Annotated in this window: 12 protein-coding genes and 2 pseudogenes; 4 read left to right on the top strand and 10 right to left on the bottom strand. The window is 60.9% G+C overall.

The window, feature by feature from the left end:
- Positions 1-723 precede the first annotated feature (723 nt).
- Genes QP803_RS18805 through QP803_RS18825 form a run of 5 tightly spaced genes read right to left on the bottom strand, consistent with a single transcriptional unit; the run spans position 724 to position 5,675 of the window.
- Positions 724-1,536, bottom strand: coding sequence for a carbohydrate ABC transporter permease (locus QP803_RS18805; protein WP_284945012.1), 813 nt, complete (start codon positions 1,534-1,536; stop codon positions 724-726).
- A 5-nt stretch (positions 1,537-1,541) separates the two neighbouring features.
- Positions 1,542-2,486, bottom strand: coding sequence for a carbohydrate ABC transporter permease (locus tag QP803_RS18810; RefSeq protein ID WP_284945013.1), 945 nt, complete (start codon positions 2,484-2,486; stop codon positions 1,542-1,544).
- Positions 2,467-3,693 (bottom strand): ABC transporter substrate-binding protein, encoded by a 1,227-nt coding sequence (locus QP803_RS18815; RefSeq protein WP_284945014.1) that lies wholly within the window; start codon positions 3,691-3,693, stop codon positions 2,467-2,469. The genes QP803_RS18810 and QP803_RS18815 overlap by 20 nt, the downstream gene beginning before the upstream one ends.
- A gap of 55 nt (positions 3,694-3,748) precedes the next feature.
- A complete protein-coding gene (locus QP803_RS18820; RefSeq protein ID WP_284945015.1) occupies positions 3,749-4,636 on the bottom strand; it encodes a sugar phosphate isomerase/epimerase family protein in 888 nt (295 codons plus the stop codon).
- 16 nt (positions 4,637-4,652) lie between these two features.
- Entirely contained in the window at positions 4,653-5,675 is a 1,023-nt protein-coding gene (locus QP803_RS18825) for a Gfo/Idh/MocA family protein (RefSeq protein ID WP_284945016.1), read from the bottom strand.
- A 128-nt stretch (positions 5,676-5,803) separates the two neighbouring features.
- On the opposite strand from QP803_RS18825, the gene QP803_RS18830 reads away from it, so the two are divergent.
- The gene (locus tag QP803_RS18830) at positions 5,804-6,862 is read left to right on the top strand and encodes a LacI family DNA-binding transcriptional regulator (RefSeq protein WP_284945017.1); all 1,059 of its coding nucleotides are present in this window, start codon (positions 5,804-5,806) and stop codon (positions 6,860-6,862) included.
- Positions 6,863-7,094: 232 nt separating this feature from the next.
- On the opposite strand, the gene QP803_RS24060 is transcribed toward QP803_RS18830, so the two are convergent.
- The 4 genes and pseudogenes from QP803_RS24060 to QP803_RS18840 form a co-directional block, all read right to left on the bottom strand.
- Complete coding sequence (locus QP803_RS24060) at positions 7,095-7,484, bottom strand: transposase (RefSeq protein ID WP_350356041.1); 390 nt, start codon at positions 7,482-7,484, stop codon at positions 7,095-7,097.
- Positions 7,403-7,573, bottom strand: a pseudogene (locus QP803_RS24065) (transposase); the annotation flags it as partial. The gene QP803_RS24060 and the pseudogene QP803_RS24065, both read right to left, overlap by 82 nt.
- 5 nt (positions 7,574-7,578) lie before the next feature.
- A pseudogene (locus QP803_RS18835) lies at positions 7,579-7,920 on the bottom strand (IS3 family transposase); the annotation flags it as partial.
- 468 nt (positions 7,921-8,388) lie between these two features.
- The gene (locus tag QP803_RS18840) at positions 8,389-9,267 is read right to left on the bottom strand and encodes a LysR family transcriptional regulator (RefSeq protein WP_284945018.1); all 879 of its coding nucleotides are present in this window, start codon (positions 9,265-9,267) and stop codon (positions 8,389-8,391) included.
- A gap of 88 nt (positions 9,268-9,355) precedes the next feature.
- On the opposite strand from QP803_RS18840, the gene QP803_RS18845 reads away from it, so the two are divergent.
- Positions 9,356-10,342, top strand: a complete 987-nt coding sequence (locus QP803_RS18845; protein WP_284945019.1) for a carbon-nitrogen hydrolase family protein — start codon at positions 9,356-9,358, stop codon at positions 10,340-10,342.
- A gap of 208 nt (positions 10,343-10,550) precedes the next feature.
- The gene (locus tag QP803_RS18850; protein WP_284947959.1) at positions 10,551-10,661 is read left to right on the top strand and encodes a DUF2274 domain-containing protein; all 111 of its coding nucleotides are present in this window, start codon (positions 10,551-10,553) and stop codon (positions 10,659-10,661) included.
- Positions 10,662-10,832: 171 nt separating this feature from the next.
- On the opposite strand, the gene QP803_RS18855 is transcribed toward QP803_RS18850, so the two are convergent.
- The gene (locus QP803_RS18855; protein ID WP_284945020.1) at positions 10,833-11,753 is read right to left on the bottom strand and encodes an SDR family oxidoreductase; all 921 of its coding nucleotides are present in this window, start codon (positions 11,751-11,753) and stop codon (positions 10,833-10,835) included.
- 102 nt (positions 11,754-11,855) lie between these two features.
- On the opposite strand from QP803_RS18855, the gene QP803_RS18860 reads away from it, so the two are divergent.
- Positions 11,856-12,836 carry an AraC family transcriptional regulator gene (locus QP803_RS18860; RefSeq protein ID WP_284945021.1) on the top strand — a complete coding sequence of 327 codons (981 nt, stop codon included), beginning with the start codon at positions 11,856-11,858 and terminating at the stop codon, positions 12,834-12,836.
- Positions 12,837-12,914: the final 78 nt, after the last annotated feature.

The following is a 12,914-nucleotide window of genomic DNA, read 5'->3' on the forward strand; positions in this document are numbered from 1 at the left end:
CCCTGCGCCCCTAGGGGCCGACGATTTTCGATAGTCAGTGACGTCGCCGCAGCGCTGACTACGTGGGTGAAATGTGGCGATCGCGAAGTCACGATGGCGCAGGTATGCGCTGCGGACGAGATTAGTGGCTCGGAAAGCTTCTAATCTTGCTCCTGCCGGAGGGCAGGCCGACGCCCCCCGATAGCCAGTGGCACGGCCGCATCCTGCGCTGTGCTCAGGGATCGTGTCGCGGCCGGGCCGTTGAGAAAGCACCATGGCGCTTCGGTCACAGTCGTCGGATCGGGCTCCCTCGATGATCGCGAAGGTGCGCACGACCACACCACTCCGGCGATTGCCAGCCCTCTCACAGGCCGCCGAAGGCCAGTGGAGCACCCGCAGCCCCGAGTCCAAATACCGGCAGCGACGCGCACTGTGTTAACAACTTCGACATCTGATGTACATGGCCCTCCTTGGGCCAAATCTTACAAAGAAATATCGACTTATGTTTACAGGACGCTTGCTTTCCCCTGTTGTCTGCGCTCGATCGATCGAGCACGACCGCCCTCTAATGGGGTTATCGTCTCATACGGGAGCATCCGGCCGATGGTGTCTGAAGTTTGGCTCCGCCTTCGCCAATAATCGCCATCGCCGCCGGCCGCGACCGGCCGATTATCGGGACGATCGATCGGAGCCGTGTCCGCATGATCTACACAACGTGTCATGCATGCGACTTCATTTATGCAATCATTTCAACGCCCCCGCCGTCAGCCCGCTTACGATACGGCGCTGCAGCAGCACGAAGACGATAAGGATCGGCGTCACATAGATCGCCGAGTAGGTCATCAACCCATTCCAATCGCTGGTATTAGGACCGAGGAAGGCCGCAAGGCCGACTGTCGCCGTCTGCAGGTCATCCTCGGAGATCATCGAACGCGCATAAACGTATTCACCGAAGCTCTGAAGGAAAACGAGAATCCCGGTCACCAGGATACCGTTGCGCGCCAGCGGCAGGATGATGCGGAAGAAGGCGCCGATGCGGGATGCGCCATCCACCATCGCGGCCTGTTCCAGCTCAACCGGGATCTGGCCGAGATTCGCGCGCGTCAGAACGATGTAGAATGGCATTACCTTCGCGACCTGGGCGAGGATCACGGCGAGGCGTGGCGTGTGCAGCAGGCCCGCTTCGCTGAAGCCGACGAAGAGCGGCGTCACCATGAGCGAGGACGGCAAAACCTGCATCATCAGGATGGCGAAGAGTGCGACGTCCACCCATCGGTTGCGGTAGCGCGCCAGCACCCGCGCGCAGCCCGTGCCGAGCACAATGCAAATGAGAGTGACCCCGCCCGCGATGATGAGAGAATTGGTGAGATAGGTCGCCATTTCGTGCTGCACGAAGACATGACCGACGGTCCAGACAATATGGTGCGGCAGGAAGCGCGGCGGATAGGCGAAGAGATCCTCGCTCGATTTCAGCGCGCTCACATACATCCAGTAGAGCGGAAACAGGTAGATACCCGTGATGACAAGGCCAAAGCCGAGAAGAAGCCAGCGTTTCACCGTGCTCACGCCTGCTGTTCGAACCGGGTGGAACCGACGTAGAGAATGGCGACCAGGATCACGACCAGGATCATGAGCACGGCGACTACGCTGCCGCCCGCGATGTCATAGGTCTCGAACGAGAGCTGCCAGGACCAGTATTGCGCCACGTTGGACGCGTTGGACGGGCCGCCCTGCGTGAGCGCCGCGACAAGATCATATTGCTGGAGCGTGAAGATGATGCTGAGCGAAAGCACGGCGCCGAGCGTGGCCCGCATCATCGGCACGGTGACGAACAGAAAGCGTTGGATCGGGCCCGCGCCATCCAAGGCCGCGGCTTCGTAGACATCCTCTGGAATGGCGGCGAGGCCCACCGAGAGCAGAAGCATGTTGAAGGGAATGCCGAGCCAGACATTCGCGATGACGAGCGAGTAAAGGGCGACATGCGGATCCGAGATCCAGAAGATATGCCCTTTGATCAGGCCGAGGGAATTCAGCAGATAGTTGACGACGCCGAAATCCCCCGCCAGCAGCCACCGCCAAATGGCGCCGACGACAAGAGCCGGCATCACCCATCCCGCGAGAAACAGGCCCCGTAGCGTCGCGGCCCCGGGAAAGCTCTGCCGGAAGTAGATGGCCAATGCCAGGCCGATCACGAGCTGGAAGAAAACCGAGAGGAAGACGAAGATCGCCGTATTCGTCGCCACCCGCCAGGCGACCGGCATGGCGAGCACATGGGCATAGTTGCGCAGGCCCACGAAGGGGCGCGCCAGCGAGCCGAGGGTGAACATGTCGATCTTCTGCACCGACATGAGCATGGTGTAGAGCATCGGCACGGTTGCGAAGACGAAGAGATAGGCGAGTGCCAGCGCGACCATCGCCACCTCGAAGCTTCCGCCATCCCGAAAGCGCGCCATCATCCGGCCCATGACCGGCCCTTCCGCACGGCGCCTATTCGCTGGCCGCCGCATCCACCGCCTGCTGCGCGGTGGCAAGCGCCTGCGCCGCAGTTGCCTGATGGGTCAGCGCGGCTTGGATTGCGGTCTGAATCGCCTGGGAGATGTCGGCCCAATGTGGGCTGGGCCCACGCACTCGCGCGGTCTGTAGCGCCTGTAGGAAGAGCGCATATTCCGTCGGCCAGTTCGGATGATCGACGGTCACTTTCTCCACGGGCAGGAAGCCTGACTTGTTCCACACCTTCGGCATCTGGCTGTTGAGGAATTCGAGCAGCGCAAAGGCTTCTTTCGGATGGGCCGATTTGGCCAAGATGACATTGTCGCCTTCACCCAGGGCGGAGACATGCGGGCCGCCTGCCGTCATGGTGGGCAGTAGCGCCACGCGGACATCGAACTTCGCGTCCTTCGCCATGCGCGGCAATTCCCACGGGCCGGAAATCGCCATCGCGGCATCGCCGGCATTGAAAGTCGCGGTCGAATCATATTGGCCGCGCACCAGCGTATCAGGGGAGGCGAGTTTGTCGTCCATCAGTCTCTGCCAGAATTGCAGGGCCTTCACATCGTCTGGTGTATCGAGCCGATTGTAATCCCCGCCGGCCATCTGAATCCACGGCAGGAACTGGAATGTTCCTTCCTCGGAAGCGACGGCCGAGAAGGCAAGGCCATAGACTTGCTTAGCGGGATCGGTGAGCCTCTTGGCATCGGCGTAAAACTCCGCCCATGTTTGCGGAGGCTTGTTCGGGTCAAGCCCGGCCGCCTTGAACATGTCGGCATTGTAGTAGAGCGCCAGCGTATTGGCGCCGCGCGGAATGCCGTAAATCTTGTCGCCATATTGAACGGCGGCAAGCGGGGCAGGGTAGAATTTCGCAAGGTCGATAACCTTGGACTGGGCGATCATGGGTGCGAGGTCGAGCAGCATGCCCCGAGAGCGGAAAAGATCGACATAGGGATTGTCGATGTAGCTGACATCCGGAACGATGCCGGTGATGCCGGCGCGGGCAAGGTCGTTATTGATGTCCTGAAACTGCACATGCTTGACGCGCACGGTGATGTCAGGATGCAGTGTCTCGAACTGCTTCGCCAGCGGGAACATGTACTGGTTCTCGAGATCGACGGTCCAGACATTGAGAGTGACGTGCGCCGCTTCCGCGTGGGGAGCGGCGGCAAAGCCGAAGGCAACCGCGCAGGCGAGGCCGGCGCCGAGGCATTTCAGGCGAGACATAACTTCCTCCTTTTCAGCATCGTTGAACGCGAACGCCTCTTAAGGGCGCTTGACGTCAGGCTGGATTGGGAATGACGGCACCGCCGCGGCATTCCTGGAGATAGCGAAGGCCAGCCACTTGTCCTGTCATCTCCAACGCATCGCGATAAACGGGATCGTGCCAGCCCTCGATGTCGATCGATCCGCTGTAACCGGCAAGCCGAAGTTCCGAGATGACATCGGTCCAATTCGAGTCGCCAAAGCCCGGCGTGCGCATGAAAACGAAGGGGTGCTTGCCGAAGACGCCATGTTCGCGGATGACCTCCCACCGGATTGTCGCGTCCTTGCCATGGACGTGGAAGATGCGCGGCGCCCATTTGCGGATCTGCGGCATGGGATCGATCAGATAGACCATCTGATGGCAGGGCTCCCATTCAAGTCCGATCGTTTCATCCGGCAAGGCGTTGAACATCAGCTCCCAGGCATCGGGGTTATGGGCGATGTTCCAGTCGCCGGAGGCCCAGTTTCCGTCCATGGCGCAATTTTCGAATGCGATGCGAAGCCCGCGATCCGCAGCACGACGCGCGAGATCCCCCCAGACGTCCTTGTAGCGCGGCAGGCTTTCTTCGATCGGGCGGCCCCGGATGCGACCTGTGAAGCCCGCGATGGTGGTGGCGCTAAAGAGATGGGCATGATCGATAAGGGTCTTCCATCCTTCCAGCGTTTCACGGTCAAGCGGTCCATCCTCCAGCGGATTGCCGAACATACCGAGTGTTGAGATCGTGACGTCCCGATCCCCGATCGCCTCCCATATCTCACCCGCGAGGCGCGGCAGATCCGCGCCATTCAGGCTCTGCCAGAAGAAGGGTTGGAGACTCTCGAAACCATAGGGCAGAATTTGGCGCACATAGGCGCCGACATCCCCCGTATTGCATTTCACCATCGTGCCGATGCGCAGATCCATCACCTGTCCCTTTTGTTCAGACCCTGACCGCCACGCGGGTGCCGCTTTCCGCGCTGCGGATCGCGGCCATGACCATGGCGAAACTCTTTATATTGTCCTCGCCCCGGGTCTCGGGGGCTGGGCCGCCACGCACGGCCGCGACAAAATCACGCATCACCCCGAGATGGCCCCCGATCAGATCCCCCGTCGCGAGAGGCGGTATTTCCAGGGGCTGGGCGGTGTCGAACAGATGCGACCGGGGCCGACCCACGATCTCCGCGCGGATATCCTCATGCCCGTCCCAGACCAGGCTGCCGTGGGTGCCCAGGATTCGCCAGGCGCTTTCCCAGCTCGTGGCCAGACCTTGCGCGACCCAGGAGCCCCGATAGGTAAAGACAGCGCCCCCTGTGAGCTCGAAGATGGCGGCGGCGGCGGGCTCATGGTCGAACCAGGACCCCGGCGGAGTCCATTCCCTGCAATAGACGGCTTCCGCGTCGAGGCCGGACATGCATCGCGCCGCGTCGAAGGTATGGATTGCCATATCAAGCAGCAGGACATGGCGCATGACCTCCCGAAAGCCGCCGAAATGGGGGCCGAGAAAGAAGTCGCAATGCAGGCAGGTAACGGGGCCGAGCACGCCGGACGCCAAAAACCTGCGAATGCGCCGGATGGGCGCGATGTAGCGGCGGTTCTGGATCACGGCATGAATGCGGCCCGCCGCCTGCGCCCGGAGCAGCAGGTCGGCCGCCTGCTCCATCGTCTCCGCCATCGGCTTTTCGGTGAGAACATGGCACCCGCGGGCAAGGGCGTGGGAGACGAGCGCATGGCGCGCGGCAGGCACTGCCACGTCGAAAAGGATGTCGGGGCGCAGCGCATCGACCATGGCGGCCGCATCCGTGCCGATCTGTGCGCGTCGCCCCCAGCGTGCTGCCGCGGCTTCGGCCCGGGCTGGGTCGAGATCGGCGAAACCTGCAATGGACAGATCGGGAATGGCCTGAGCCGCCTCAATCCATCCGGCGCTCATGGCGCCGCACCCGGCCAGAACCGCGCGCACAGTCATCCTGACGTTCCCCTCGGCGTTTGGCCATCTCTTCTACCCTCGGCGGAGACTGGTCCGTAAACGTTTACGACGATAGGATCCGGGTGGTCGGGAAGTCAATACAAAGCTAAGGTTCCATCGTGCCAGGCATGAAGACGTCGCATCCTCTCCCCCTCCCTCTGTCTGGACAGGGGGCATCCGGGATCCGCGACCTCGCGGCGCGACTTGGTATCTCCATCGGCACCGTATCGCGCGCATTGAACGACCGGCCGGACGTCAATCCCGAGACGCGGCAGCGGGTTATCGAAGCAGCGCATGCCATTGGCTATGTGCCACAGCAATCGGGCCGCAGTCTGCGCAAGGGCGCCACGCACAATGTCGGCCTGCTCTGGGAAATTCCAGAGGGGCGTGAGGCCTATGGCGAACCCTTCTTCCTCTCCCTCTTTGATGGCACACAGCAGGTTTTGAGCGCGGGAGACTACGACCTCGTCATCATGCCGGACCAACCAGGCGCGACCCGGGACCCACTCGCCCGGTTGCGGCGTATCATCCAGCGCCGCCAGGTCGACGCGCTGATCTTGCCCTGGACGCGGACCAAGGACCCGCGGCTCGACTATCTGGCTGAGGTCGGCCTCCCCTTCGTGGCCCTCGGTCGCAGTCGTTCGGGGGGCGCCCATCCCTGGATCGATCTCGATTTCGAGCGGGCGGCAGAGATTGCAACCGCGCGCTTCATCGAATCCGGGCACACACAGATCGCAATCGGAATACCGGCCGATACGCTCATGCAAAAACGCTTCTTTCTCGCAGGCTACCGTCGGGCGCTGAAAGCCGCCGGCCTTTCGTTTGACAAGGCACTCGTGGCAGAGGGAGAGGTGACGCCGGCAGGTGGTTATGCCATCGCGACGCAGCTTCTCCACGCCACGCCGCATCCCACTGCCATTCTCACCATCGACAGCGGCATGGCCGTCGGGATTTACCGACGCCTGGCGGAGCTCGGCCTGCGCTGCGGTCAGGACGTCGCCGTCATTGGCGGCGTGCACGACACGCCCATGACGGAATTCCTCGTTCCGGCCTTAACCTGTTTCAGCCTGGACACCGTAGCGCTTGGGCGACGCCTCGCGGAACTTCTGCTCGCCCGGCTGGGAGGTAGCGCAGACTCGGTCGGCGAGTTGTGGCCGCTTACCCTGGTCGAGCGGCAGAGCGACTAAGAGCCCATCCGAGAAGTATCAACGCATGATGAAGGCTGCGGCCTTGCGTGCATGGCAATCGTAGTCTCGCGATAAGCGCTGGTTTCGACTGATCCACGCCAAGGTTCGCTCGACGATCCAGCGCTTCGGCAACACCACGAAGCGGTGCTGGTCGGATCGCTTCACGATCTCCGAGGTCTAGGCGCCTGTGCGTGTCACCATCGCCGCCATCTTTGGCTCCTGGTAGCCACCGTCACCGATGACGCGCTGTATGAACCGGAAAGCGCCGTCGAGCCTGCCGTAACAGCGTCTCCACGCCATCGCGATCCTGGATACTCGCCGCATGGTCATCCACGTTCAGGAGCAGTCCAAGCGTGTCGACAAGGATGTGCCGCTTGCGCCCGAGAATTTTCTTGCCCGCATCATAACCGCAGGGATCAAGCGAACGCCCCCTTCTACGGCGCCCTTGGCGCTCTGTGCGTCGATGATAGCTGTCGTCGGACTGGGCTCTCGACCGGCGCTCTCTCGGCTCTGAACGTAGAGAGCCTCGTGAATGCGCTCGATCGTGCCGTCCCAATCCCACAGGTCGAGATAGTGCCAAGTCGTGCTCCGAGGCGGCAGGTCGGACGGAAGGGCGTTCCACTGGCATCCTGTCGAGAGTACATAGACGATCGCGTTCAGCACCTCTCCGACATTGACTGTTCTGTGAGCTGCTGCCGGTTTCGTGGACATGCAGCTCAAGCTGACGCTTTGATCCGCTCGAACTCCATAGGGCTGAGATACCCGATGGTGGAGTGGCGTTGGCGCGGGTTATAGAACCGCTCAATGTAGTCGAACACGTCGGCCCTGGCCTGGTCCCGGGTGCGATACACCTTGCGAGCTGTCCGTTCGGTTTTCAGTGAAGAGAAGAAGCTCTCCATTGCCGCGTTGTCCCAGACACTCCCGGATCGGCTCATACTACAGATGACCCCATGATCCGCCAGCCGCTTCTGAAACTTCTCACTGCTATATTGGCTTCCCTGGTCCGAGTGGTGGAGCAGCGCATCCGGTTTGCCGCGGCGCCAGATCGCCATCATCACTTTTCTGGATTCTTGTTCGCTTGCTGAGACGAGTCATCTTGCAACCATTTGCGAGGATGCAACTGGAGTAGATCGGGCGGCGGTCCATCGCCAAACTGCCACGATGGCCGCGGCATTCTTTGCCAAAGCACTTGACGCCGAGGGCACTTCAGAAATTCACATTCACTGATTTTTCGCCAAAATATCCGCTATCGAGAGGACCTATGCAACGGCTGCATGGCCATCTTGGGTCGATACCGTTTGTTCCAGGTTTTAGGACTCATGCAAAAATCCCATTGCATAGAGGACAACATCCTCGGCCTCGTAGTCGAAGGGATTCCACGGATGAACAATGGAGAAGACGTAGAGCTATTTCAAAGATTTGCTTCGATGTGGATAGTCGGCTGTGCGCCTAAACTCGGTCATATGGGGTGTTGGCTGTGCACACCCGAAAGCTGATGTGCCGGCGAAAGATGACCGCGCATCCCGTCAGTTTGGGCAGTCCGCGCCTATGGCTAGGCTTGTGAACGCCATGGCAACGGGCCCGAGCGCGTCCAGCGGCCTGGTAAGCAGGTGCAACGTGCGGCGCAGCCGTGGCCGCAGCCGCAGGACCTCCAGCCCGCTTCGGTCCATTGGCACGGCAAGCTCCGGCATGATCGTCAGTCCAAGCCCCTCACGCACCATGCTCACCAGGGTCGCGTTGTCCCGCACGAGGCACACGATCTCCGGATGGCTCGCCGCAGCGGCCAGCAGCTCCTCGATCAGCGTTTCGCACCCGCCCGCCGATAGCAACATGCGCTGGCCGTCGAGCTGTCGCAGACCGACGCTTGCCTGCCCTGCCAGGGCGTGCCCGTCGGGCACCACGGCCACGTAGTCGTCCTCGAACACGGTTCGCGCCACCAAGTCGGCGTGGGTAAGGCTTGTGACGCCGACTTCGACGACGCCGGCAAGCACCCAACCCATGATCTCCGGATCAGTGCCCTCGTAGAGCGTGACCCCTATGCCGGGATGCTCGGCACGCAACCGCTGCAGCCAACTGGGTAGCAGCCGCACAGCCGCGCTCTGCACAACGCCGATGCGAAGTGTCCCGGTCAGGCTCCTGCTGTCCCTCGTGCAGGCCGCGAGCCGCTCGACGGCAGCCAGTACCGCCCGCACTTCGGCCAGCGCCGCCACGCCCACGGCGGTCAGGCTTGTACCGTCCCGCCCACGCACCAGAAGCCGCGTATTCAGGGTTCTTTCCAGTAGCGCGACGGCTTGGCTAACGGCGGACTGCGACATGCAAAGCTGGCCGGCGGCAGCGGTGAAACCGTTCTGCTCGGCGACGGAACGGAAGCACCGGAGCTGCACCAGACTAACATTAGGAAACACGATAGATATCCATCACTACGATTAATTGGACCGATGCTGATCCATCTTTTATCCCGCGGCAAGCCATTCACGATGGAGAGACAAGGCCATGCCGACAGGAACGAGGGACAAGCTAACAGTGGGCCTGGCCCAGATCGCCCCGGTGTGGCTCGACCGCGACGCCACGCTCGCAAAAGTGCTGGACTGGATCGAACAGGCCGCCGCGGCGGGCTGCGGCTTCGTGGCGTTTGGCGAAGCGCTCGTACCAGGTTACCCGTTCTGGCTCGAGCACACGGATGGCGCGCGTTTTGAGTCCAGCTTGCAGAAGGACATACACGCCCACTACCTCGATCAATCCGTCCAGGTGGAGGCGGGGCACCTGGATGGCGTGTGCGCGGCCGCCGCCCGGCTCGGCATCGCCGTCATGCTGGGCACCATTGAGCGCCCCGCGGACCGTGGTGGACACAGCCTTTACTGCTCCCGCATCCATATCGGCGCCGATGGCAAGGTCGGCTCGGTCCACCGCAAGCTGCTGCCGACCTATGAAGAGCGGCTGAGCTGGGCACCAGGTGACGGGCACGGGCTGCAGGTTCATCCTGTCGGCCCGTTCACTGTGGGCGGCTTAAACTGTTACGAGAACTGGATGCCGCTGTCGCGGGCCGCCCTTTATGCGCAGGGCGAGGACCTGCATGTAGCATTGTGGCCGGGCAGCCTCCGCAACACCGTCGACACCACTCGCTTCCTGGCAAGAGAGGGGCGGAGCTACGTGCTGGCAGTGTCCGGGCTGATGCGGCGCGAGGATGTGCCGCCAGGCAGCCCGGCAGCTGCCATGCTGGAGCGGTGCCCGGACGTGTTGGCCGATGGCGGGTCGTGTATTGCCGGGCCGGACGGGAAGTGGGTGGTCGAGCCGGTCACGGGAAGGGAGCACCTGATCGTTGCGACTTTGGACCACCGCGAGGTGCGGCGCGAGCGGCAGAACTTCGATCAAGCCGGGCATTACGCCCGGCCCGACGTAACCCGCCTGGTTGTGGACCGGCGCCGGCAGAACATGGCGTTGTTCGTGGAGACGATGGGTGAAGATGGACCATTGTCGTAAACGTCGAGGGAAGCATAGCGGCCCCCTGCGTAGCCTCCATAGCGGGGTGGTCAAGTGGCTAGTTCACCACCCCGCATGCCGCTCCCATCCTGCACCGCCTCATGCGTCGCCAGTATCCGCCGTAGCGTGGGTTTCCCTTTGTCGCTCCCCTGCTCGATACGCTTATGCATTTCCTTGATCCCGGTCGTCATCTGCTCCGCCAGACCGCATAACCGACTACGCCAAGCTAATCGTGCCAATGATCGACCGGTTCATGGCCACCGACCGAGTCTTCGCCAAAGCACGTCGGGGCGCTAAGCAGCAAGGGGGGCGACGATGATACAGGAGGTCAGCAGGCCTGTTTTCAGCTTTCCGGAGCCTGCCGCTTCGCTGTATGAACTCACTATTTATTCCTTTCCCTTGTTGGGCGAGCCGCACGCCCAAGGGAAGAGGATGTTTAAGAGCTTTGGACTACACCTTGCCCAAGGAGAACATCCATTGCTGCAGGCAATCACAGAACAGAGTAGTTCTGGTCAATGTCCGCGATAAGATCGAGCTCTCGAGGCGTCCATCCGAGGCGCTCCTTGGTTCGCAGGTTGGAAACAGGTCCGTTACCACGGACAGGCATCGCCAAGGGGCCGAAATGCTCGGCTGCATCATCAGGCGCTATGGACACTGTTGGGAGATTGAGGCGGCGGCCAATGGCTTCGGCGATGCGCCTGAATGCAACCCCTTCTTCGGCGACCGCAAGAAAGGGACCGCCATTGCCGCCGGACTCAAGGGCGAGACGATATACCCGCGCTGCGTCGAGCCTATGAATGGACGGCCAAAGGTTCTCGCCTCCGCCGATATAGCCAGACACTCCCTTTCGACGCGCCAGCGCCATCAGTTGGGGGACAAAGCCATGGGCCTCTCCCGCACCATGCACGGAGCGCGGTAGGCGCACAGTAGCCGCGCGTAAACCGCGATCCGCCAAGGCCGCTGCCGCCTGCTCCGAAGCGCGTGGAAACGCAGGATTAATGGGAGCGGGAGAAGTTTCCTCTGTAAATACCTGCCCATGAGGCGGCACGCCGATCCCGCCCGTGACCCCGATCCCGCCCGTGACAAGGATAGGTCGGTCAGATCCTTGGAAAGCGTCGGCGAATGTCTCGATGGCCTGGCGATCTTCCCTCGCCGCTTCTGCAAAAGCGGTAGGTTGCCCGAGGCCCCGGCCAAAGGCAGTGTGAATGACTGCGTCCGTTTCCTCAGCCCCCTTCTTGAGAATATCGATATCGCTGAGCGAACCCAGTAGTGGCTCACCTCCTAAAGCCGACAGAATTCGCGACTTGTCCTCTGAGCGCACGAGTCCCACGACTTCGTGGCCTGCCTCGACCAATTCTTTGACCAGAACTGACCCAACCCAACCGGTGGCTCCGGTGATAAACACGCGCATGATCGGTCCCCTACCCTGGATTCTTTCGGGGTCTAGAATGCTAGCCAGAGTCTCGTTTTAAAATGCGCGTTAATCGATATTTTATGCTAGGGCGTCTCAATCATGTGGATTGGTTTAGCATCCGCAAGCGACGTTCTGTCCGTCGTCTTGTCGCGCCTTAAGCTGGAAGCGTTCGCCACTGGCGCGTTTGATGCCGGCGGTGCATGGGCGATCGAGTTTCCTCCGACCGACGCTCTGAGCTTCAAGGTCATTACGAAAGGCGAATGCTGGCTCGCCATCGAAGGGGAGGAGCAGCATTATCATCTAAAGACGGGCGACTGCTTCCTCATCTCAGGGAGCCGAAGCTTCGTCCTCGCCAAGGATCTAAAGGCCAAAAAGAAGATTTCTTCTCAATTGCTGGCTCATAGCAGAGGGGATAACGGCGTCGCCGTTTATAACGGCGGTGGAGACGTAATTTCGATTGGGACTATGTTCAGATTTGAGGGCCACTTCTCAAATATCATTTTGAAATCTCTGCCCGCAATTATTCACATACCTGCACATTTGGATCAGGCTGCGGTCCTGCGTTGGAGCTTGGAGAGATTCGTCGCAGAATTCCAGGGTCGGAGCACGGGTTACTCCCTGATGATGGGCTATCTGGCACCGATCATTTTTTTGCAGACCTTACGGCTATATCTTGCCTTGACCCATAGAGACAAGAATTGGCTGGTTGCCTTGTCACATCCAAAACTATCCAAAGCTATGGAAGCCATTCACGTCCATTACAGGATGGACTGGTCACTAGAGACATTGGCCATGACATCAGGAATGTCCCGAGCCGGCTTCGCTCTCAATTTCAAGATGCTCGTTGGGGTTTCACCAATCGATTATCTCACAAATTGGCGTATGCAGATTGCCTGTGATCTTCTCCAAGAAGGAAGGTCCAGTATTGCAGAGATAGCAAGCACGGTAGGATATGGGTCCGAAAGCGCTTTTAGCGCCGCCTTCAAAAAGATAATCAAGTGCCGTCCCGGATTTTATCAAAAAAATCGGAGCAGCACACTTGATGTCAAGCGCGATCCATTGGATATGCGCGCCTCTTGACGAGCTGCTCACAGTCGCGGAGATCGGGAGCCCTTCGCCGTTTGGAATCGAGAAAATATTGAACGCCGAACTCGGATG

The organism is Acidisoma sp. PAMC 29798 (genome assembly GCF_030252425.1).
GTDB lineage: Bacteria > Pseudomonadota > Alphaproteobacteria > Acetobacterales > Acetobacteraceae > Acidisoma > Acidisoma cladoniae.

What these genes read in the sequence shown, in the direction of transcription:
- QP803_RS18830 (WP_284945017.1), top strand. Translation starts at nt 5,804, where the DNA reads ATGAAGACGTCGCATCCTCTCCCCCTCCCTCTGTCTGGACAGGGGGCA.
- QP803_RS18845 (WP_284945019.1), top strand. Translation starts at nt 9,356, where the DNA reads ATGCCGACAGGAACGAGGGACAAGCTAACAGTGGGCCTGGCCCAGATC.
- QP803_RS18820 (WP_284945015.1), bottom strand. Translation starts at nt 4,636, where the DNA reads ATGGATCTGCGCATCGGCACGATGGTGAAATGCAATACGGGGGATGTC.
- QP803_RS18815 (WP_284945014.1), bottom strand. Translation starts at nt 3,693, where the DNA reads ATGTCTCGCCTGAAATGCCTCGGCGCCGGCCTCGCCTGCGCGGTTGCC.
- QP803_RS18855 (WP_284945020.1), bottom strand. Translation starts at nt 11,753, where the DNA reads ATGCGCGTGTTTATCACCGGAGCCACCGGTTGGGTTGGGTCAGTTCTG.
- QP803_RS18860 (WP_284945021.1), top strand. Translation starts at nt 11,856, where the DNA reads ATGTGGATTGGTTTAGCATCCGCAAGCGACGTTCTGTCCGTCGTCTTG.
- QP803_RS18825 (WP_284945016.1), bottom strand. Translation starts at nt 5,675, where the DNA reads ATGACTGTGCGCGCGGTTCTGGCCGGGTGCGGCGCCATGAGCGCCGGA.
- QP803_RS18810 (WP_284945013.1), bottom strand. Translation starts at nt 2,486, where the DNA reads ATGCGGCGGCCAGCGAATAGGCGCCGTGCGGAAGGGCCGGTCATGGGC.